The following is a 21,512-nucleotide window of genomic DNA, read 5'->3' as shown; positions in this document are numbered from 1 at the left end:
TTAAAACTGATGCAGCCAATCACGTTTATTGTGAAAATCAGCATTTTTTCCACTATGCTGCATTGCATAGTACTGCATACCATCTTTTGTTTTTAAAACAGCAGTTAAACCTAAATAAAGATTTGCCCATTTCAAACTGTACTGCTGCATAAACTGGCCTAAATCAAGACTTACATTTAAACCATAATGGGTACGTTTGAGATGATTTAGTTCAATATCGTAAGCAACGAGGGGAGGCATGCTTTCTGGATATCGATATTCTTCAAACTGGTAGGTCTGCCATGCTTGAGAAGGGGAAAGGTTAATTTCCCGGTAGAAATCTTCATCATGCACGCCGATAAAAATTTCAAAACAAGTCTCTTCCCACAAAAAATCTTGACGAGGATGAGCCGCGACTTCTTGGGGCCAGATAATAAGTTGGTTTGGATCACGAATCCAAAAACCCACATTTAATGTATGCGGGGCTTGCTGTTCAATTGCGCCAACAACAGAAACAGCATGAAAACGATCAAAAGCTGAAAGTTCGTAACTTGCCATAAGTAGTCAATAAGTTAGTTTGCTAAGTGAGCGTGACGAACGAGGTTAGATAAATGTTGGTTTTGCTTAGCTGCTTTTTTGTAGAGTAAAACGATTTTACCGATTTTTTGCACAGCTTCAGCACCAGTCGCTTCTACAATTGCATCAATTACAGCTGCACGAGCTTCGCGGTCTTCACCAGCAATTTTTACTTTGATGAGTTCATGATCATTTAAAGCACGAAGAGTTTCTTCGATTACAGCATCTGTTAAGCCTTGTCCACCAATCATGACAACCGGATTAAGCACGTGACCAATTTGACGTAAACGTTTACGTTCATGAATAGATAAAGCGGCCATTAAAAATACCTGATTTTAAAAACGACTTAGTATAGCAAAAAACTTAAAATCAAATGTACGAAAAACTGTATAAATAATCGATCAACATTATTGGAAAAAAACTGTAAAAGTTATTGAGATTAGGTTACATCCGTACTGTAATGAGAGTAATTTTCACGTACAATGAACAATCAGAAGTTTTTTTGATATTTAGTGAGTTATGGCAACACGCATCACAAACCAAAAATTGTCTAAAAGTAGTCGTGCGTGGATGAGGGAACATCTAGACGATCCTTTTGTAAAAAAAGCACAAAAGGAAGGATATCGTGCACGAGCAGCATATAAACTTCTTGAAATTCAAGAAAAATATAAGTTGATCAAGCCAGGCATGACAGTGGTTGATTTGGGAGCAGCTCCTGGGAGTTGGTCGCAAATTGCTGGGAAACTTGTTGGTAGCAAGGGTTTAGTTATTGCTTCCGATATTTTGCCTATGGATGCTTTGCCGGATGTCACTTTCTTACAAGGCGACTTCAGAGAAGAAGCTGTATTTGAAAAATTGTTAAATATTTTAAACGGAAGACAAGTAGACATTGTAATTTCTGATATGGCCCCCAATACATCAGGTAATAGGGCTGTTGATCAACCTAGACAGATTTACTTGTGTGAACTTGCTTTAGACTTTGCTCAGAAAGTTTTGGGTCCCAATGGACAGTTTGTTGTTAAAGTGTTCCAAGGCGCAGGATTTGATGAGTTTCGTAAACAAGTCGTTGATAGTTTTGATGTGTTAAAAACAGCAAAACCAGCAGCTTCTCGGGCACGATCTAAAGAAGTTTTTTTGGTTGGACAAGGGCGTAAGAAAGCATTGCAATAAAGTTTACTTGCCAAGCTCCTAAAAATTGTGCATTTTGTATCTTTTAGGTTATCCGCAAGCAAGACAATTGCTGTTTTTAAGACGATCGGCCAAGATTGGGCATGATCAAATTAGATCGATATGGGAATAAAGCTTTGAGCGATTACTTCAAGAATGCCGTATTGTGGCTAATAATACTGGGTGTTCTGATTTTAATTTTCAGTAATATCAGTGACCGCAATAAGCCTACTGCAATGAAATATTCAGATTTTGTTGCAGCGGTGAATGCTGGCCAAATTAAGCAAGTCACGATTGACGGTTTAAATATTAGTGGTGAAAAAACTAACGGATCTCAGTTTGAAACTGTTCGTCCGCAAGTTGAAGACACTGAACTTATGCCAAGCTTAAATAAGCAAAATGTTGTTGTAGAGGGCACAGCACCACAACGTCAAGGCATTTTGATGCAACTTCTCATTGCTAGTTTCCCTGTACTGTTAATCATTCTGTTATTCATGTTCTTTATGCGTAACATGGGTGGTGGTGCAGGCGGTAAAAATGGTCCGATGAGTTTTGGTAAATCGAAAGCAAAAATGCTTTCCGAAGACCAAATCAAAGTGACTTTTGCTGATGTTGCCGGTTGTGATGAAGCGAAACAAGAAGTTGTGGAAATTGTAGATTTCTTAAAAGATCCTGCAAAATTCAAACGCTTGGGCGCTACGATTCCACGTGGCGTACTTATGGTTGGTCCTCCAGGTACTGGTAAAACGTTATTAGCTAAAGCAATTGCTGGTGAAGCAAAAGTTCCATTCTTCAGCATTTCTGGTTCTGACTTTGTTGAGATGTTCGTGGGTGTGGGTGCGTCCCGTGTCCGTGACATGTTTGAACAAGCAAAACGTCATGCACCATGTATCATCTTTATCGATGAGATTGATGCAGTAGGTCGTCACCGTGGTTCGGGTACAGGTGGTGGACACGATGAACGTGAGCAAACCTTAAACCAAATGCTTGTAGAGATGGATGGTTTTGAAGGTAATGAAGGCGTAATCGTTATTGCTGCAACAAACCGTGTTGACGTATTAGATAAAGCGTTATTACGTCCAGGCCGTTTTGACCGTCAAGTTATGGTCGGTTTACCTGACATCCGTGGTCGTGAACAAATCCTGAATGTACATTTGAAAAAGTTACCTTCAGTCACTGGCGTAGACGTTAAAGTTTTATCTCGTGGTACACCTGGTTTCTCTGGTGCTCAGTTGGCGAACCTGGTAAATGAAGCCGCTTTGTTTGCTGCTCGCCGTAATAAGAACACTGTCGATATGCATGACTTTGAAGATGCAAAAGATAAGATCTATATGGGTCCAGAACGTAAATCAATGGTTTTACGCGAAGAAGAACGTCGTGCAACTGCTTACCATGAAGCTGGGCACGCAATTGTTGCTGAGATTTTACCGGGTACTGACCCTGTGCATAAGGTAACGATTATGCCGCGTGGTTGGGCTTTAGGTGTAACTTGGCAGTTACCTGAACAAGATCAGATTAGCCACTATAAAGACAAAATGTTAAATGAAATTGCAATTTTGTTTGGTGGCCGTATTGCCGAAGAAGTCTTTATTCAACAGCAATCGACTGGTGCTTCAAATGACTTTGAGCGTGCTACGAAAATGGCACGTGCGATGGTAACGAAGTACGGTATGTCTGACAAAATGGGTGTTATGGTTTACGAAGATGAAAACCAAAATGGATTCTTTGGTAACGTAGGTAGCCGTACAATTTCTGAAGCTACTCAACAACAGGTTGATCAGGAAGTACGCCGTATTTTAGATGAACAGTATAAAGTTGCTCGTGATATCTTGGAAAACAATAAAGATATCGCACATGCAATGGTTAAAGCTTTGATGGAATGGGAAACCATTGATCGTGAGCAAATCCGTGACATCATGGAAGGACGCGAGCCTCAACCACCTAAAGTTTATATTGCTGAAAATCCGGTATCGGCATTTGAACCACCGAAAGATGGCCCATCTACTCCACCGCCATTACCAGCGATGAATTAAGTTAAATAATGAAAAAGCCACAGTCATGTGGCTTTTTTTTATTTGTATTAAAACTGGGTAAAGCTGAAAAGAAATCAACAGCATGTAACGTATAGTCTTGCTAAAATAATCGCTGTTTTTAACCGGAGCTTTTTATGCAGTTAATATCTTTACCCAAGCAGATTTTACAGTGTGGGCAGCTTCAATTAGATTTATCTCAGCCACATGTTATGGGTATTTTAAATGTCACCCCAGATTCTTTTAGCGATGGTGGTAAACATAACCAATTAGACCAAGCGGTTGGCTACGCGCTTAATATGATTGAACAAGGCGCTACTATTATTGATATTGGGGGGGAGTCTACCCGACCTGGTGCTTCGGAAGTCGCAGTAGAAGAAGAAGTACGCCGTGTGGTGCCTGTCGTTGAAGCTTTATCTCATCATAATGTTATTTTATCGATTGATACGAGCCAGCCAGAAGTTATTCGTGCAGCAAAAGCAGCAGGGGCGCATATTTGGAATGATGTTCGTGCCTTGACACGTCCGAATGCTTTAGGAACTGCTGTAGAGTTAGATATCCCTGTAGTGATTATGCATATGCGTGGTGAACCAACCACAATGAATCAGTTGGATCAGTACACTGATGTAACACTTGATGTGATGCAAGAGCTGCAACAACGCATTGATGAGGCTTTGGCTGCCGGGGTAAAAAAGCATAATATTATTGTTGACCCTGGATTTGGTTTTGCAAAAAATGCTCAGCAAAATTTAAAACTATTAAAAGAATTTTGGAAACTTAATGAATTGGGCTATCCAATTTTATCTGGTCTTTCTCGTAAAAGGTTTATCGGGGAGGCTTTAAAAGGAGCTGCGGCTGATCAGCGTGCTGTAGGAAGCGTTACTGGGCATTTGTTAAGTATTCAGCAAGGGGCGTCCATTGTAAGAGCACATGATGTGAAAGCGATGCATGAGGCTGTTTTAGTTTGGCAGGCTATGCAACAAGCTTGAAATGTAATTTTGGAAAAGTAGACTAGATCATTGTCTATTTAAATAAAGTGGAAGAGTGAGTCGGGTAAAAATCTCGTGATTTTTGTGAAAATATGTTATAAGCGGCAAGTTTTTGCTGTTGTGTAATCTTTTGTATGTTCGAAGACCTACTTCTCCCGATGTTTGATGATGAATATTATCCAGATATTTTGGTCGCTGAACTTAAGCAGTTAATTGAACAATTTGCCAAAAAAGTTCAAAAGCCTGCTTTAGCCGATCAAGATGTTTATCGATATGCTCATCAGACTGTAAATGAAATTAATGAAATGAAACCGCAGTTTGAAGATCTGGATTCATCGCTTGATGATAGTGCTGCTGATTATATTGCTGAGGCAATGATGATGGTGGTACAGGATGCAGGATTTTTAGATCTTGAAATGGAAGAGCTGGTTATGAATCGAGAGTGGTAATTACTCTCGATTCTCAAAATTTTTGATCGCATCTAATAAATGACATGATGTTCCGAGATGAACATCAATTACTTTCTCAACTTCTAAAGTTAAATTTCCATTCCGCTGTTTATTTACATCTGCTACTACGCTTATCCAATAGTTTTTTTCATGCTGCTGTAATGCTTTTAATTGAGTGATTACGTCTTGGGATGTTTCAATTAAATAATCATCTTGAGTAATAAAACAGCGTATAAAATGCCACTAATTATTTTTGAATGAGATTGTGCCGTTAAAAATATCTCCAGCATTTGCAATGGATATAAAGAGTAATGTGTTTATAAATATTAATATTCTTATCGTAAGTGTCATTTTTAACAGGCATAAAAAAACCAGCTTACGCTGGATTCTTTGTAGCACCAAATTCAATAGTTGAAAATGGTGCCCGGGGCCGGACTCGAACCGGCACGCTTTGAGGGCGGGGGATTTTAAATCCCCTGTGTCTACCTATTTCACCACCCGGGCATGAGCGCAATAATAGAGGACAAGTGCGCGATTGGCAAGAGAAAATCAGAGAGTTTGCTTTATTTTCAATCAGTTCTTGTTTGTATTTATATAAATTAATCAATTTTTGTCATGATTTGTTCATCAAACTGAGATCAGCTGTTCATCTTATGTACTTAAGTTTAAAGCACTCATTGCTTAAAACTTAGAGAATTTTATGTCAGAGAAAATTTCACGCCGAGAATTAATTCAAAAAAGTCTACTCGGTTTTGGGGCTTTATCTATGCCTGTTGCTTTTACAGGTTGCAACGACGGTTCCGATGATGATAGTCCGCAAATACAAGCAGATTTTCTTCATGGTGTCGCAAGTGGAGACCCCTTGCAAGATAAAGTCATCTTATGGACACGTGTAACACCTACAGACTTAGGAGTGCGCTTAAAAGTTGTGTGGGAAATTTCAACCGATAATCAGTTTAAACAAAATTTAAAGACGGGAATGGTTGAAACAAGCAAGACTGATGACTTTACAGTGAAAGTTGATGCAACTGGTTTGCAAGCAGATACGGTGTACTACTACCGTTTTAAGTTTGGTAGTAAGGTCTCACCAGTAGGGCAGACGAAAACATTACCAACATCGACCAATAAAGTAAGCTTTGCAGTATGTTCTTGCTCGAACTATCCTGCGGGTTACTTTTATGTTTATCGTGAAATGGCAAAGCAGAATGTCGATGTCATTATTCATTTGGGTGACTATATTTATGAATATGGGGCAGATGGCTATGCGACAGAGGATGCTGCAAAACTAGGTCGTACGTTACCTGCTGACAACAATAAAGAAATTATTAAATTAGATGATTATCGCAAACGCTATGCACTTTATCGTCAGGATAAAGATTTACAGGCAGCTCATCAGCGCCATCCTTTCATTGTAATTTGGGATGATCATGAGTTGGCGAACGATGCGTGGCGTGATGGTGCAGAAAACCATCAAAGTAACGAAGGACCTTTCTCGGATCGTAAATTAGCTGCTCTGCAAGCTTATTTTGAATGGATGCCGATTCGTCCAGTTTCTAGTACGGACCATTTAAATATTTATCGCCAGTTTAACTTTGGCTCACTTGTTCAATTAACCATGCTAGATACGCGTATTATCGCGCGTGATAAGCAGCTTGAATATAAAGACTACATGACAGCCTCGGGCTTGGATATTGCAAAATTTCAAGCAGATTTAACAAATCCGGCGCGTACTTTAATGGGATATACGCAAAGAGATTGGTTGGTCGATAAATTAAAGCAATCTACAGCAACATGGAATGTAGTAGGGCAACAAGTCTTAATGAGTAAAATGTGGATTCCAGCTGAGTTATTGGCATCGTTAGGGCAAATTAATTCAGGAGGAACTTCATCTGAAGCACTCGCTAAGATGAACGCACAAATTACCGAGTTGGTCACTTTAAAACTTCGTTTACAACAAAATGATCCAACATTAACAGCTCAAGAAAAAGCAAGGATTATGACGGTGGCACCTTACAATCTGGATGCTTGGGATGGTTACTATGCTGAGAGAGAGTTTGTATACGATAAATTGGCAGAGTTTAATAAAAAGATGATTGTACTAGCAGGAGATACGCATAATGCATGGGCATCTTACTTGTATAGTCAAAAAGGAAAATATGTTGGAGTTGAACTTGCGACGAGCTCTGTATCATCTCCTGGTTTGGAAAAATATTTAAGTATTCCTTTGGCACAGTTACAGCAGTTTGAATTTGCATTTACTACATTAATTGATGAATTGGCCTATTGTAATTTAAACCAACGAGGATACTTGCTAGTTACTTTGGATCAGGCACAAGTTCACTCGGAATGGGTATTTTTAGATTCTATTAAAAATGCTGAATATCAAATCGATTCAAGTAGACAAAATGATATTGTATTGGATCTGAATTTGATGCCGTTAAAACAAGGTCAAAAGACGGCTTAAAATTTTAGAAAAATAGAGGGTTACATAGTAGCCCTTTTTTTAGACATAAAAAAACCAGCTTACGCTGGATTCTTTATGACACCATATTCAGTACTTGAAGATGGTGCCCGGGGCCGGACTCGAACCGGCACGCTTTGAGGGCGGGGGATTTTAAATCCCCTGTGTCTACCTATTTCACCACCCGGGCTTTACCAAATTTGGAGGCGGAGGTCGGAATCGAACCGGCGTCCACGGAGTTGCAGTCCGCTGCATGACCACTCTGCCACCCCGCCTACATTTGGTGATGCACATATTAGCAACCTTTACAGAAAAAACAATACTGTTTTGAGCGAAGATGCACATAAAAACAGCATCTAGAATAAAATTGTCGAAATTATCATGTATTATTAGCACATTAAATTCATGTCTACCTTGGAGATGTGCTGTGGCATTGGTTTTAGACGGTCGTGCATTAGCAAAGCAAATTGAAGAAAATTTGTTGGTACGTGTTGAAGCTTTAAAAGCGAAAACAGGTCGTACCCCGATTTTGGCGACTATTTTAGTTGGGGATGATGGTGCATCTGCAACTTATGTACGTATGAAAGGTAATGCCTGCCGCCGCGTAGGTATGGATTCATTAAAAATCGAATTACCACAAGAAACGACAACAGAACAATTATTAGCTGAAATTGAAAAGCTTAATGTCAATCCAGATGTTCACGGTATTCTTTTACAACATCCAGTTCCTGCACAAATTGATGAGCGTGCGTGTTTTGATGCGATCTCATTAGCGAAAGATGTCGATGGCGTAACCTGCCTTGGTTTTGGCCGTATGGCAATGGGTGAAGCTGCGTATGGTTCAGCAACTCCTGCTGGCATTATGACGATTCTTAAAGAAAACAATATCGAAATTGCTGGCAAACACGCGGTTGTAGTTGGTCGTTCAGCAATTTTAGGTAAACCAATGGCAATGATGTTGTTGCAAGCAAATGCGACGGTAACGATTTGTCATTCACGTACACAAAACTTACCTGAGCTTGTGAAACAAGCTGACATTATTGTTGGTGCTGTAGGTAAAGCTGAACTTATTCAAAAAGACTGGATTAAACAAGGTGCAGTTGTTGTAGACGCTGGTTTCCATCCACGTGATGGTGGCGGTGTTGGCGATATTCAATTACAAGGTATTGAAGAAATCGCTTCTGCTTATACACCAGTACCGGGTGGTGTTGGTCCAATGACAATCACAACTTTGATTCGTCAAACTGTAGAAGCTGCTGAAAAAGCTTTAGGTTAATTTATTCATGATGGCGTCCTAGCATTTAATGCAAATGTTAGGACCTCGTATGCTACTTTTCTTTCGGGATGAGTAGCGAAGCTATGCAAGACCAAAACCGTTGCTGTAATTAATACAGTTGAATTGAACTAACGTATTTTTTAGTAACTAAAGGCTATCATGTTATAAGCCGTAGTTTTAGTCTTGCTCGCAATGTGGTTAATCAAATAGTAATTATAAATTGTTGAGCTTATTTATGAGCTGCACCTTTCAATTGCCCAAAGCCCCAGAACATTTACTTCAAGCCTTACATGAAGTGATTCCTCACTGTGAATTAATGGCACAACAGTTGCCTGAAACACCAATCTCTTTATGGTTGATTCCACCTGTTTTCCCAACTGATCGTTTAGACGATGAAGTTATTCGTCGTATTTGGAATGACACGCCATATTGGATTTTCTGTTGGGCATCTGGTCTGGCGATGGCGCAGTGGATACTTGCAGAGCCGCATCATGTTAAAGACAAAGTGGTATTAGATTTTGGCGCGGGTTCAGGTGTAGTTGCTATTGCTGCGAAAATGGCTGGAGCAAAACGAGTAATCTGCTGTGACATTGATCAGGTTAGCCTAAATGCTTGCCGTGAAAATGGATTGCTTAATGGAGTAGAGCTCGAATATCTGGACGATTTATATAAAGCTGAACAAGTCGATGTTTTATTGGCTGCCGATGTTTTATATGACCAATGTAATCGTTTCTTTTTAGATGAGTTTTTAAAGTTTGCACCAGAAGTTTGGGTAGCAGATAGCCGAGTTAAAAATTTTAGTCATCCAAAATATGAAAAAATTGAAGAAAGAAGTGCTACTACGTGGCCAGATCTGGATGAAGCAAGAGAATTTAGAAACGTAAGTTTTTATAAGACGCTGTAAAAGAACAGCGTCTTTTTTTATATTATGAACAAGTATAACGAACCACTTTTAACGTGCTTGGGCGAGCTTCAAGTGCTTGGCGAGTCGCATAGTCTTCACCATTATTTAAACTAGGTGTGTTTGATAAACCAAAAGAAGCACGAGTTTCACCAAGTTTAATTCCATACTGCTCATCTTTAGCTGGGTTTGGAATTTCGTTGATACTTAAAATTGATAATTTATAAACTTTCTGAGCACCTAACACATTCTGACAAGCACGTTGTAATTTACGCTCATCAAGTTGCTGGTTACTACGACCAGCTAAAGTATAAGCTAAAGTCGCTGAAGTTTTAGTTTGGTTTTCAATCTGATAGCCAGTTGAACCATTATATTGGCGAGGTGTAGTCTGGCAAGCAGTTAAAATAAACATACTACTTAATGCCAAACATAAAATACTTTTATTCATCAGTATCGTCCTTATTTTCTTATATGAAGTATCTCATAAAATAGAAGTGTTGTTTGTGCTTATTCGCTTGGTTAGAGCCAATATTGAATGACAATATTGGCTCTAATTGTAAAATATTAATGCTCTTTAATTTTTGAATGATGCTTGGTGTCTTTCATAAATATATAGATCAGTAATGAAATGAAAATCATAATACTGACATAAATAAAGAACCATGATTCATGACCAGCTTCTTTGAAACTTAACGCGAAAAACTCGGCTGTGCCACCGAATAAAGTATTGGCAATTGCATAAGGTAACGCGACCCCCAAAGCTCGAATATGTGCAGGGAAAAGTTCGGCTTTTACGACAGCGTTAATTGAGGTGTAGCCGGTAACCATTACAAGCCCACCTAAACATAACCAGAATGCTGTCCAGTAGTTATGCGTGTTTGCGAGTGCATCAAACAAAATATAGGTGAATAAAACACCTGTTACCCCGAATGCAATCATAAGCGGTTTACGGCCAATTCGATCCGATAATGCACCTGCCAGTGGCTGTAAGCACATAAAGATGAATAGGGCTAAAGTGGTAATTTGAGTAGCTTCAGGTTTGGTAAAACCAGAAGTATTCACTAAATATTTCTGTAAATAGGTGGTGTAAGTATAAAAAGCTAAAGTACCACCAGCAGTTAAAAATAATACGGTGAATGCTTCTTTTGGGTAATGCTTAAATAAAGCAAACATGCCTGATTTTGGTTGGTCTGTTTCTGCTTGTGCATTTTTAAAAGATTGGGTTTCCATTAAACCGCGGCGAATACGGAACACAACAATTGCTAAAAGAGCCCCGATGAAAAATGGAACACGCCATCCCCAGTCATGTAATTGCTGCTCTGTTAGTACCATTTGTAAAATGAGAAGTACACACAAGGCAGTGAGCTGTCCGGCAATTAAAGTGACATATTGAAAGCTTGAGAAGAAACCACGTCGGTCTTTTTCTGCCATCTCACTTAAATAAGTGGCGCTTGCACCATATTCACCGCCTACGCTTAAGCCTTGAATTAAACGTGCAACAACCAGTAGTAATGGGGCGAATACACCAATGCTTTCATAAGATGGTGTAACTGCAATGAGTAGAGAGCCAACACACATTAAAGTAACGGAAAGTGTAAGACCCGCTTTACGTCCTTTACGGTCTGAATAAATCCCCATAATCCATGCGCCGATGGGACGCATAAGGAAACCTACTGCGAAAATTGCAGCTGCTTGAAGAAGTTGAGCAGTTTGACTTCCTTTTGGGAAAAAGGCATGAGCAAAATAGAGCGTAAATGCGGCATATACATACCAGTCGTACCATTCGACAAGGTTACCGGCAGAACCGCCCAAAATTGATTTTAGACGAGTTTTTGTATCTAAATTAGAATGTGGAGGTATTGCGGTAGAAGGTTGATCAACCATGAGTCGCTCCATGTTTCGCTTGGGTTGAATGCTAAAAAAAGAGAAGATTTATTCCGTTTTTACATGTTATCTAGAGGAGTATTTCACTTTATTTTTTTTATGTCTGTAAAACAATGTTTATTATTTAAGCAAAGGAATAAGTTGAATATTTATGTGATTTCAAATTGGCCGATCAGTTCATTTTGATGATCTTATTCGGATCTTTGGCCTATTATTTTTTCCAAGTAGTAAAAACTGATAAAGAATGAGTAATGTTTGGACGAAGAAAACCTATATCTCTTAAAAATAATGATATATTCCAAAGAAAATTTTAAATAAATACAGTTAGGCATGATGTCTTAGCATTGTGGACTAGATGTGTGTGGATAATGAAAGGGACATTCAGATGTCAAATTGCCCGAAAAAATATATTGTTGCTTTTGATCAGGGAACAACAAGCTCAAGAGCAATTGTTTTAGACCATGATGCGAACGTTGTGAGTATTGCTCAAAAAGAATTTACCCAAATATATCCTCAGCCGGGTTGGGTTGAGCATGACCCTATGGAAATTTGGGCAACACAAAGTGCGGTATGGGTAGAGGCATTGGCTCAAGCTGGCATTAAGAGCGAACAAGTTGCGGCAATTGGGATCACAAACCAGCGCGAAACCACAGTTGTTTGGGACAAAAAAACAGGCAAGCCGATTTACAATGCGATTGTTTGGCAAAGTCGACAGACGACTGAAATATGTAATCAATTGCATAAAGCAGGTTGGCAAGAATATATCCGTAAAACAACGGGTTTAGTCATTGATCCTTATTTTTCGGCCACAAAAATTAAATGGATTTTAGATCACGTTGAAGGAAGTCGTGAGCGTGCTGAGCGGGGAGAGTTGTTGTTTGGTACGGTGGACACGTGGCTCATTTGGAAACTAACCAATGGCGCTGTTCACGTCACTGATTTTACCAATGCTTCACGAACCATGCTGTTTGATATCGAAAAGCTTGAGTGGGATGAAAAGCTTTTACAGGCCTTAGATATTCCTAGAGCAATGTTACCTGAAGTTCGTAGTTCATCTGAGGTTTATGGATATACACATACTATTAGTGGGCAAGAAGTAGGGATCCCAATTGCGGGAATTGCAGGTGATCAACAAGCTGCGCTTTTTGGTCAAATGTGTGTTGAGTCAGGACAGGCTAAAAATACTTACGGTACTGGTTGTTTTCTTTTAATGAACACGGGGAAAAAGATTGTCCGATCAGAGCATGGATTACTCACAACTATTGCATGTGGTGCAAGCGGTGAGGTGAACTATGCTTTAGAGGGCGCCGTGTTTAATGGTGGTTCTTGTGTACAGTGGCTACGTGATGAGTTAAAGGTCATTAAGAACGCTAAAGACTCAGAGCTTTATGCAACACGTGTAAAAGACAGTAATGGTGTATATGTGGTTCCTGCTTTTACTGGATTAGGTGCACCATATTGGGACCCGACAGCTCGAGGGGCAATTTTTGGGCTGACACGTGGTGCCAGTATTGAACATATTATTCGTGCAACTTTAGAGTCCATTGCTTACCAGACAAGAGATGTACTTGATGCTATGCAGCAAGATGCAGAAGAAGAGCTTCGCACACTTCGAGTTGATGGGGGAGTAACGGAAAATAATTTCTTGATGCAATTCCAAGCCGATATTTTAGCAACACCAGTAGAACGCCCAATAATGAAAGAAACAACTGCTTTGGGTGCAGCTTTCCTTGCAGGTTTGGCGACGGGTTTTTGGCAGGATCTTCATGAGTTAAGAAATAAATCTGCCATAGAAAAGGTATTTGAGCCAAAAATGTCTGCTGAACAATCTGAGCTGATTTATAAAGGTTGGCTTAAGGCGGTTAAGCGTAGTCAAAATTGGGCTGAGGATTGATTTTTTCTTAAATTAATTAAATTGTAGAGTAATCAATTAATGGCTAAAGGTTTGCTAATTCAAATTTGATTATTCTACTTTTTAGATTGTTGTTTCATCAATTTGATGTTTTAATTTTTATAAGATCAACAATAAAAAGAATATGAGAAATGACAATACAATCTAATGATTATTCAAAAGTATATGATATTGCCGTAATTGGTGGCGGTATTAATGGTGTCGGTATTGCTAATGATGCAGTAGGCCGTGGATTATCGGTATTTTTATGTGAAAAGGATGATTTAGCCAGTCACACCTCATCTGCTAGCAGTAAATTAATTCATGGAGGTCTACGTTATTTAGAACATAAAGAATTTAGACTGGTCAGAGAAGCATTAGCAGAGAGAGAAGTGTTGTTGGCTAAAGCGCCACATATTATTGCACCAATGCGTTTTATTATGCCTCATCGACCGCATTTACGTCCTGCGTGGTTAATTCGAGCGGGCCTATTTTTTTATGATCATTTGGGAAAACGAGAAAAATTATTAGGTTCAAATCTTATTTATTTCAAAGAAGATAGTCCCTTAAAACCAGCTATAACGCGTGGCTTTGAATATTCTGACTGTACTGTAGATGACGCACGTCTTGTTGTATTAAATGCGCTCCAAGCTAAAGAGCAGGGTGCCAAAGTCGTGACACGAACACGATGTGTGAAGGCTTATCAAGAACAAGAACTGTGGCACTTGGAACTACAAAGTGGAGCTGAGTCTTATCAAATACGTGCAAGAGCTTTAGTAAATGCAGCTGGTCCTTGGGTTGAAGAAATTATTAGTGAAAACCTAAATTTAAGATCGCCTTATCAAATCCGATTGATCCAAGGAAGTCATATTGTTGTGCCAAAGCTATATGACTGTCATAAAGCCTTTATTATGCAAAATGAAGACCGACGCATCGTGTTTGCAATACCATATTTAGAAAAATATACCCTAATTGGTACAACAGATCAGGAATACACAGGTGATCCACAAAAGGTAGAGATTACCGATGTAGAAATAGATTACCTTTTGACAGTCACAAATTCACATTTTAAAAAGCAGTTAACGCGAGCAGATATTGTAAGTCAGTACTCAGGTGTACGTGCTTTATGCGATGATGAGTCTGATAACCCTTCGGCAATTACCCGTGACTATACTTTGGCACTACAGGCAGAAAATACTAAGGCACCATTGTTATCAGTATTTGGCGGCAAGATTACGACCTATCGAAAACTGGCTGAGGCTGCTTTAGAACATTTGTCTCCGTTCTTTAGTGAAATGGCAGAGGAGTGGACTGCCAATAAGCCATTACCAGGTGCTGAGAACTGGACCACACTAGATGATTTAATCAACCAGATTCAATTACGTGTAAATGGAGTTTCAGAATCCCTTGCCAAACGTTGGGCACATGCATATGGCACAAGAGTTTGGAACATACTTCATGAACGAAATGCTATAGAACAATTGGGTCAAAATTTTGGTCACGATTTATTTGAATGTGAAGTTAAATATTTATGTGAATATGAGTGGGCAAATACTGCAGAAGACATACTCTGGCGAAGATCTAAATTAGGTTTGGCGTTTAATGAAAAACAGGTAAAACTGTTAGAAGCTTATTTATCTGAACGTAGACTAAAAGATGATGCCGCATAATAAAAAAGGCCGCATAAAGCGGCCTTTTTTATATTGGGCAATTAGAAGCCAGTTTTTACAGCTTCAAGTAATGCTGCTTGACGTTCTTTTAATGCTTTTGGTAAGCGCTCGCCAAGTTTGTTGAATAACTCAGTGTGGCTTTCAATTTCAGTAACCCACTGGTCTTTATCTTGAGTAGTGATAAGGTCAAATTGTTCTTTGCTGAACTCAGTGCCTTTCCAGTTCAAGTCTTCATATGTTGGAACAAAACCGATTGGTGTTTCAACAGCGTTTGCACGACCTTCACAGCGGTCAATGATCCACTCAAGAACACGCATGTTTTGACCGAAACCAGGCCATACGAAGTTGCCTTCAGCATCACGACGGAACCAGTTTACGTTGAAGATTTTCGGTAATTTGTTGCCAGAAGCTTCAGCTTTCTCGCTTACTTTTGCACCAAGGCTTAACCAGTGGTCAAAGTAGTCAGCCATGTTGTAGCCAGCAAATGGAAGCATCGCGAATGGGTCACGACGAACAATACCTTGTTGACCAACAGCAGCAGCAGTAGTTTCAGAACCCATAGTTGCAGCTTTATATACACCGTCAACCCAGTCAAAAGCTTCAGAAACTAAAGGAACTGTATCTGCACGGCGACCACCAAAGATGAATGCAGAAATTGGAACACCTGCTGGGTTTTCCCAATCAGCATCGATAGATGGACATTGACCTGCTGCAACAGTGAAACGCGCATTTGGATGTGCTGCTTTTTCGCCGTTTACGTGAGGTTGACCTTTCCAGTTCGTTAAGTTTGTTGGAACTTCTTTAGAAAGACCTTCCCACCATACTTGGCCATCTTCAGTTACCGCTACGTTTGTATAGATAACATCTTTATGAAGAGTTGCCATACAGTTCGGGTTAGTCTTGGTATTTGTACCAGGCGCTACACCGAAGAAACCAGCTTCAGGGTTAATCGCATATAAGCGACCGTCTTCACCTGGTTTGATCCAAGCAATATCGTCACCTACAGTTTCGATTTTCCAACCTTCATAACCTGCTGGTGGAATTAACATCGCAAAGTTTGTTTTACCACAAGCAGATGGGAATGCAGCAGCGATGTAGTGTTTTTCACCTTGAGGGTTAGTTACACCAAGAATAAGCATGTGTTCAGCTAACCAACCTTGTTCGCGGCCCATGACAGAAGCGATACGAAGAGCTAAACATTTTTTACCAAGTAATGCGTTACCGCCGTAACCAGAACCGAAAGACCAGATTTCACGAGTCTCTGGATAATGAACGATATATTTCTCTGGGTTACAAGGCCAAGCAACGTCTTTTTGACCTTCAGCAAGTGGAGCACCTACTGTGTGTACACAAGGAACAAATTCGCCGTCTGTACCTAATACGTCATAAACTGCTTTACCCATACGAGCCATTTTACGCATGCTAACAGCAACGTAAGGAGAGTCAGTTAACTCGATACCGATATGAGCAATATGGCTACCTAAAGGACCCATAGAGAAAGGAACAACGTACATCGTACGGCCTTCCATTGAACCTTCAAATAAACCATTTAATTTTTCACGCATAACAGCTGGATCTTCCCAGTTGTTTGTCGCACCAGCATCTTCTTTATTTTGAGAGCAGATGTAAGTACGATCTTCAACACGCGCAACGTCAGATGGGTCAGAATTTGCAAGATAAGAACCAGGATGTTTTTCTTGGTTTAATTTCTGCATGGTGCCGTTAGCGATCATCAAGTCGATTAGACGTTGATACTCTTCTTCGCTTCCGTCACACCATTCGATTTTTGCTGGTTTGGTTAAGTTTGCAATTTCTTCAACCCATGCTATAAGCTTAGGATGACGAACGAATTCTGGTGCGTTCACTGTGGTCATGGTGAGGCCTATTCAAAATATGTACAACGTACAAGTCTATTCATTGGGGTACAATGAAAGATCAAATAAAAAAGTGGCTGTATTAAAGCATAAAATCATAAAAAAAATAAGACTAAAGACTAACAATTAGATATTTGGAATTCCGATCATTTTTTAATGAAAATCATTTGTTTATAGTTTTTTATAAGGTTTTTACTTTTATATTTTTATGTTGTATGTGTGTTATTTACTTAAATTATTTTGTTTTAAATCAACAAATTAACTCTTAAATTTTTCTTGAGAATTATTATTGATTAAACAAATGAAGATCATTCAAAATTTACATAAAGAGACTTTTAATAGGTGATTTTGTGTACAAAATAGAATAAACATCCCACTTTACGATAATAAAATGCGGCCTTTGAAACCTCTTTCGATCATCTATAACGAAAAATCAGGATTTCATGCTTCGAAACATGAAGATGTTTATGAGCAACTGATGACTGTACTCACTGAACATGGTTTTGAGATACAAGTTTTTGAATTAAATGAAAATACATTGTTTGATGATCTGATGAATAACGTGATTCATCGACATTCACAAAACGAAAATATAGGGGTAGTTGTTGCAGCAGGGGGAGATGGCACTTTAAATGCTGTCGCTTCTAAACTTAAAAATACTTCTATCCCAATGGGAGTTTTGCCTTTAGGTACTTTTAATTATGTGGCTAAAGTTTTAGATATTCCGCTAGATCTTTTGGACGCTGCCGAAGTTATTGCCACGGGCACACCTCGATCGGTTCATATAGCTGCCATCAATGATCATATTTATTTGAATAATGCCAGTTTAGGTCTATACCCCCTCTTTATTAAAAAGCGCGAACTCTACAATAAATATTTAGGAAGACTTCCTTTACACGCTTATACCTCAGCTTTAGATGTTTTATTAAGAGAAAATAAGTCAATGAAGCTATCTATAACAGTAGATGGGAAAAAATATCCCGTTAAAGCGCCTCTTATTTTCTTTGGAAATAACCAACTACAGTTGTGTGATATGAAACTCAGGATTGCAGAGTGTGCGGCGCAGGGAAGAGTGGCTGGAGTTGTAATTACAAAAAGTGATAAGCTGAGTTTGCTGCATATGCTTTGGCAATGGGTTCAAGGTAAAGTTGAAGATGCAGAAGATGTATATAGTTTTTGTGCAGATCATGTTGTGGTGGAATGTGCAAAGAAATCGAAACTCACAGTTGCTTTAGATGGTGAAATCATAGAGATGAAACCACCTCTAAATTTCACTGTAGAAAAAAATGCTTTAAATATTATGGTGCCGAATGTTATTACATCTGTCTGATTTACACTTTGGGACAGAAAAAAAAGAGTGTTTAGAGGCAATAAGACATTTTTGTATTCAGCAAACGCCTGAAGTGATTGTCGTGAGTGGCGATGTTACTCAGCGTGCTAAATATGAACAATTTTTTAAATGTCGGCAGTTTTTAGATAGCCTCAATATTCCTTATCTTGTTGTGCCTGGAAATCATGATATTCCTTTGTATCATGTCTGGAACCGTTTTTTTTCTCCATTTACCCGATATCGATATTTCTTTGGTGAACTAGAGCCGACTTTAGAAACCGAACATTTCTATATTGTTGGGGTAAACAGCATACGTCGTCGTTATCACACACGTGGGCATATTTCGATTGAACAAATTCAAGATACTTATGAGCGTTTAGAAAAAGCCCCAAAAGATAAAATAAAGCTGGTGGTTTTTCATCAACCCTTTTATACACCACCCGATAATAAGCATGGCATAAAGGATTGTCCCGTTTTGGGAAAAATTGCTTTAGAAAAGTGGAGTACAACCGGATTATTTGGAATGCTGCATGGTCATCTTCATAAAACGGCTATATATGATTTAACTCAGATTTACCATCTGGAAATAGACCATCCTATATATGATATTCATGCGGGTACAGCAACTTCTACTCGTTTATATCATCACAATCCGAATAGCTTTAATACAGTTTCAAATACAGGAAAGATTCAGCATTACTGGTTCAATGAACAGTTGGCTGAATTCACTTCAGATTGATTTGGTTTAGATGAGATTAAATATTTGATTGTTTAAAAAATATTCAAAAAAGAAGAAAATTTTTCTTATTTCCCCTTGAAGCCATTTTTTTCATCCCCACAAAAGTGACATCTAAATATTTTGTTATTGCTCTGGATTAAGGCAATAACGATTAATCAAAAAGACTAAGTCTGATGGAGTTAATTATGAGCAACATTCGTCCATTACATGATCGCGTTGTGATTCGTCGTGTAGAAGAAGAAACCAAAACTGCTGGCGGTATTTTATTGCCAGGTTCTGCTGCTGAAAAACCATCTCAAGGTGAAGTAATTGCAGTAGGTAATGGTCAAATCACTGATAACGGCGTACGTGCTTTGGATGTTAAAGTTGGTGACAAGGTGTTATTTGGTACTTATGCAGGTACAACAGTTAAAGTAAACGGTGAAGAACTCTTAATCATGAAAGAGTCAGACATCTTAGCTGTATTAGAAGGCTAATCGATCCATAACTCAATTCATTATCAGATTCAGTATTTAAAAAGATTCGGAGTTTAATATGTCAGCTAAAGACGTAAAATTTGGTGATTCAGCTCGCTCAAAAATGATTGCAGGCGTAAACGTGCTTGCAGATGCAGTTAAAGTGACTTTGGGTCCTAAAGGCCGTAACGTTGTGATCGACCGTTCTTTCGGTGCGCCGCACATCACTAAAGACGGTGTAACTGTTGCTAAAGAAATTTCATTAAAAGACAAGTTTGAAAACATGGGTGCTCAACTTGTTCGTGAAGTTTCAAGCAAAACTAACGACATCGCTGGTGACGGTACAACAACTGCGACTGTACTTGCTCAAGCAATTTTAAACGAAGGTATCAAATCAGTAACTGCTGGTATGAACCCAATGGATTTAAAACGCGGTATCGACATTGCAGTAAAAACTGTAGTTGAAAATATCCGTTCTATTGCTAAACCAGCTGATGATTTCAAAGCAATTGAACAAGTTGGTTCTATCTCTGCTAACTCTGATACTACTGTTGGTAAACTTATCGCTCAAGCGATGGAAAAAGTAGGTAAAGAAGGCGTAATCACTGTAGAAGAAGGTTCTGGCTTCGAAGACGCATTAGACGTTGTAGAAGGTATGCAGTTTGACCGTGGTTATATCTCTCCGTACTTTGCTAACAAGCAAGATACTTTGACTGCTGAACTTGAAAATCCATTCATCCTTCTTGTTGATAAAAAAATCAGCAACATTCGTGAATTGATTTCTGTTTTAGAAGCAGTTGCTAAAACTGGTAAACCACTTCTTATCATCGCGGAAGATGTTGAAGGTGAAGCGCTTGCAACTCTTGTTGTAAACAACATGCGCGGTATTATCAAAGTGTGTGCTGTTAAAGCTCCTGGTTTCGGTGACCGTCGTAAAGCTATGCTTCAAGACATCGCAATCTTGACTGGCGCAACTGTAATTTCTGAAGAAGTTGGTATGTCTTTAGAACAAGCGACTCTTCAAGATTTAGGTACAGCGCACAAAATCACTGTTTCTAAAGAAAACACAGTTATTGTTGACGGTGCTGGTGATGCTGCTGCTATCGCTGAGCGTGTTCAACAAATCCGTGCTCAAATCGAAGAATCTACTTCAGAATATGACCGTGAGAAATTACAAGAACGCGTTGCTAAATTGGCAGGCGGTGTTGCTGTAATTAAAATCGGTGCAGCAACTGAAGTTGAAATGAAAGAGAAGAAAGACCGCGTAGACGACGCTCTTCATGCAACTCGTGCAGCAGTTGAAGAAGGTGTTGTTGCAGGTGGTGGTGTTGCGCTTGTACGTGCTGTAAACGTTCTTGACGGCTTGAAAGGTGCTAACGAAGACCAAACTGCAGGTATCAACATTTTACGTCGTGCGATCGAAGCTCCACTTCGTCAAATCGTTGCGAACGCTGGTGATGAGCCATCTGTAGTAATCAATGCAGTTAAGAAAGGTGAAGGTAACTTCGGTTACAACGCTGCAACTGGTGAATATGGCGATATGCTAGAAATGGGTATTCTTGACCCAGCTAAAGTAACTCGTTCTGCACTTGAGCACGCTGCTTCTGTTGCTGGCTTAATGTTGACTACAGAATGTATGATTACTGACATTCCTGAAGACAAACCAGCTGCTCCAGATATGGGCGGTATGGGTGGAATGGGCGGCATGATGTAATAAACATCAACGTCTAAATAAAAAAATCCCTGCATTTGCAGGGATTTTTTTTATTTCTTATATAAATTAAGAAAAAGTTAAGTTGATATTCTTAAACTTATAGTCAGGAACAGTAGCTGTAGTTCCT

The 21,512-nt window shown here is 39.2% G+C and carries 18 protein-coding genes and 3 tRNA genes; 13 read left to right on the top strand and 8 right to left on the bottom strand.

What is annotated here, in order from left to right; translation table 11 throughout:
* Positions 1-537 carry a DOMON-like domain-containing protein gene (locus ACH8JV_RS12730; RefSeq protein ID WP_396521585.1) on the bottom strand — a complete coding sequence of 179 codons (537 nt, stop codon included), beginning with the start codon at positions 535-537 and terminating at the stop codon, positions 1-3.
* Positions 538-551: 14 nt separating this feature from the next.
* Complete coding sequence (gene yhbY, locus ACH8JV_RS12725; protein WP_000729551.1) at positions 552-875, bottom strand: ribosome assembly RNA-binding protein YhbY; 324 nt, start codon at positions 873-875, stop codon at positions 552-554.
* Positions 876-1,074: 199 nt separating this feature from the next.
* On the opposite strand from yhbY, the gene rlmE reads away from it, so the two are divergent.
* The 4 genes from rlmE (at position 1,075) to ACH8JV_RS12705 (ending at position 5,190) form a co-directional block, all read left to right on the top strand.
* Positions 1,075-1,725 carry a 23S rRNA (uridine(2552)-2'-O)-methyltransferase RlmE gene (gene rlmE, locus ACH8JV_RS12720; protein WP_000235573.1) on the top strand — a complete coding sequence of 217 codons (651 nt, stop codon included), beginning with the start codon at positions 1,075-1,077 and terminating at the stop codon, positions 1,723-1,725.
* A 134-nt stretch (positions 1,726-1,859) separates the two neighbouring features.
* A complete protein-coding gene (gene ftsH / locus ACH8JV_RS12715) occupies positions 1,860-3,755 on the top strand; it encodes an ATP-dependent zinc metalloprotease FtsH (RefSeq protein WP_263614916.1) in 1,896 nt (631 codons plus the stop codon).
* 134 nt (positions 3,756-3,889) lie between these two features.
* Positions 3,890-4,741: a dihydropteroate synthase gene (gene folP / locus ACH8JV_RS12710; protein WP_396521584.1), complete on the top strand. Its 852-nt coding sequence runs from the start codon at positions 3,890-3,892 to the stop codon at positions 4,739-4,741.
* Positions 4,742-4,875: 134 nt separating this feature from the next.
* Positions 4,876-5,190, top strand: a complete 315-nt coding sequence (locus ACH8JV_RS12705; RefSeq protein WP_004699637.1) for a DUF5713 family protein — start codon at positions 4,876-4,878, stop codon at positions 5,188-5,190.
* Positions 5,191-5,608: 418 nt separating this feature from the next.
* Here ACH8JV_RS12705 and ACH8JV_RS12700 read toward each other — a convergent pair.
* Positions 5,609-5,694, bottom strand: a tRNA-Leu gene (locus ACH8JV_RS12700).
* Positions 5,695-5,890: 196 nt separating this feature from the next.
* On the opposite strand from ACH8JV_RS12700, the gene ACH8JV_RS12695 reads away from it, so the two are divergent.
* Positions 5,891-7,654 (top strand): alkaline phosphatase D family protein, encoded by a 1,764-nt coding sequence (locus ACH8JV_RS12695; protein WP_396521583.1) that lies wholly within the window; start codon positions 5,891-5,893, stop codon positions 7,652-7,654.
* A 101-nt stretch (positions 7,655-7,755) separates the two neighbouring features.
* Here ACH8JV_RS12695 and ACH8JV_RS12690 read toward each other — a convergent pair.
* Both ACH8JV_RS12690 and ACH8JV_RS12685 read right to left on the bottom strand, forming a co-directional pair.
* Positions 7,756-7,841 (bottom strand) — tRNA-Leu (locus ACH8JV_RS12690).
* Positions 7,842-7,852: 11 nt separating this feature from the next.
* Positions 7,853-7,926, bottom strand: a tRNA-Cys gene (locus tag ACH8JV_RS12685).
* Between the two features lie 152 nt (positions 7,927-8,078).
* Here ACH8JV_RS12685 and folD point away from each other — a divergent pair.
* Together folD and ACH8JV_RS12675 are read left to right on the top strand one after the other, a co-directional pair.
* On the top strand, positions 8,079-8,927 hold the full coding sequence (gene folD, locus ACH8JV_RS12680; RefSeq protein WP_396521582.1) for a bifunctional methylenetetrahydrofolate dehydrogenase/methenyltetrahydrofolate cyclohydrolase FolD: 849 nt from the start codon (positions 8,079-8,081) through the stop codon (positions 8,925-8,927).
* Between the two features lie 235 nt (positions 8,928-9,162).
* Positions 9,163-9,831, top strand: a complete 669-nt coding sequence (locus tag ACH8JV_RS12675) for a class I SAM-dependent methyltransferase (protein ID WP_396521581.1) — start codon at positions 9,163-9,165, stop codon at positions 9,829-9,831.
* A gap of 22 nt (positions 9,832-9,853) precedes the next feature.
* Here ACH8JV_RS12675 and ACH8JV_RS12670 read toward each other — a convergent pair whose 3' ends face one another.
* Together ACH8JV_RS12670 and ACH8JV_RS12665 are read right to left on the bottom strand one after the other, a co-directional pair.
* Positions 9,854-10,276, bottom strand: coding sequence for a hypothetical protein (locus ACH8JV_RS12670; RefSeq protein ID WP_348889197.1), 423 nt, complete (start codon positions 10,274-10,276; stop codon positions 9,854-9,856).
* A gap of 116 nt (positions 10,277-10,392) precedes the next feature.
* Positions 10,393-11,724, bottom strand: a complete 1,332-nt coding sequence (locus ACH8JV_RS12665) for an MFS transporter (RefSeq protein ID WP_396521579.1) — start codon at positions 11,722-11,724, stop codon at positions 10,393-10,395.
* A gap of 373 nt (positions 11,725-12,097) precedes the next feature.
* Between ACH8JV_RS12665 and glpK the strand changes: the two genes are divergently transcribed.
* The gene (gene glpK, locus ACH8JV_RS12660) at positions 12,098-13,606 is read left to right on the top strand and encodes a glycerol kinase GlpK (protein ID WP_396521577.1); all 1,509 of its coding nucleotides are present in this window, start codon (positions 12,098-12,100) and stop codon (positions 13,604-13,606) included.
* 149 nt (positions 13,607-13,755) lie between these two features.
* On the top strand, positions 13,756-15,273 hold the full coding sequence (gene glpD / locus ACH8JV_RS12655; RefSeq protein ID WP_396521575.1) for a glycerol-3-phosphate dehydrogenase: 1,518 nt from the start codon (positions 13,756-13,758) through the stop codon (positions 15,271-15,273).
* 41 nt (positions 15,274-15,314) lie between these two features.
* On the opposite strand, the gene ACH8JV_RS12650 is transcribed toward glpD, so the two are convergent.
* Entirely contained in the window at positions 15,315-17,147 is a 1,833-nt protein-coding gene (locus ACH8JV_RS12650; RefSeq protein WP_233929914.1) for a phosphoenolpyruvate carboxykinase (GTP), read from the bottom strand.
* Positions 17,148-17,538: 391 nt separating this feature from the next.
* Between ACH8JV_RS12650 and ACH8JV_RS12645 the strand changes: the two genes are divergently transcribed.
* The 4 genes from ACH8JV_RS12645 to groL all read left to right on the top strand — a co-directional run bounded on the left by ACH8JV_RS12645 (position 17,539) and on the right by groL (position 21,385).
* The gene (locus ACH8JV_RS12645) at positions 17,539-18,477 is read left to right on the top strand and encodes a diacylglycerol/lipid kinase family protein (protein WP_396521573.1); all 939 of its coding nucleotides are present in this window, start codon (positions 17,539-17,541) and stop codon (positions 18,475-18,477) included.
* Positions 18,458-19,216, top strand: a complete 759-nt coding sequence (locus ACH8JV_RS12640) for a metallophosphoesterase family protein (protein WP_396463441.1) — start codon at positions 18,458-18,460, stop codon at positions 19,214-19,216. The genes ACH8JV_RS12645 and ACH8JV_RS12640 overlap by 20 nt, the downstream gene beginning before the upstream one ends.
* Before the next feature lie 185 nt (positions 19,217-19,401).
* Complete coding sequence (gene groES, locus ACH8JV_RS12635; protein ID WP_000065579.1) at positions 19,402-19,692, top strand: co-chaperone GroES; 291 nt, start codon at positions 19,402-19,404, stop codon at positions 19,690-19,692.
* A gap of 58 nt (positions 19,693-19,750) precedes the next feature.
* Positions 19,751-21,385: a chaperonin GroEL gene (groL, locus tag ACH8JV_RS12630; protein WP_134263511.1), complete on the top strand. Its 1,635-nt coding sequence runs from the start codon at positions 19,751-19,753 to the stop codon at positions 21,383-21,385.
* Positions 21,386-21,512: the final 127 nt, after the last annotated feature.

Origin of the sequence: Acinetobacter sp. ABJ_C5_2, from assembly GCF_044538485.1 — a bacterium.
GTDB lineage: Bacteria > Pseudomonadota > Gammaproteobacteria > Pseudomonadales > Moraxellaceae > Acinetobacter > Acinetobacter nosocomialis_A.
The sequence above is the reverse complement of the archived record's forward strand: the minus strand, read 5'-3'. Positions and strand labels throughout refer to the sequence as shown.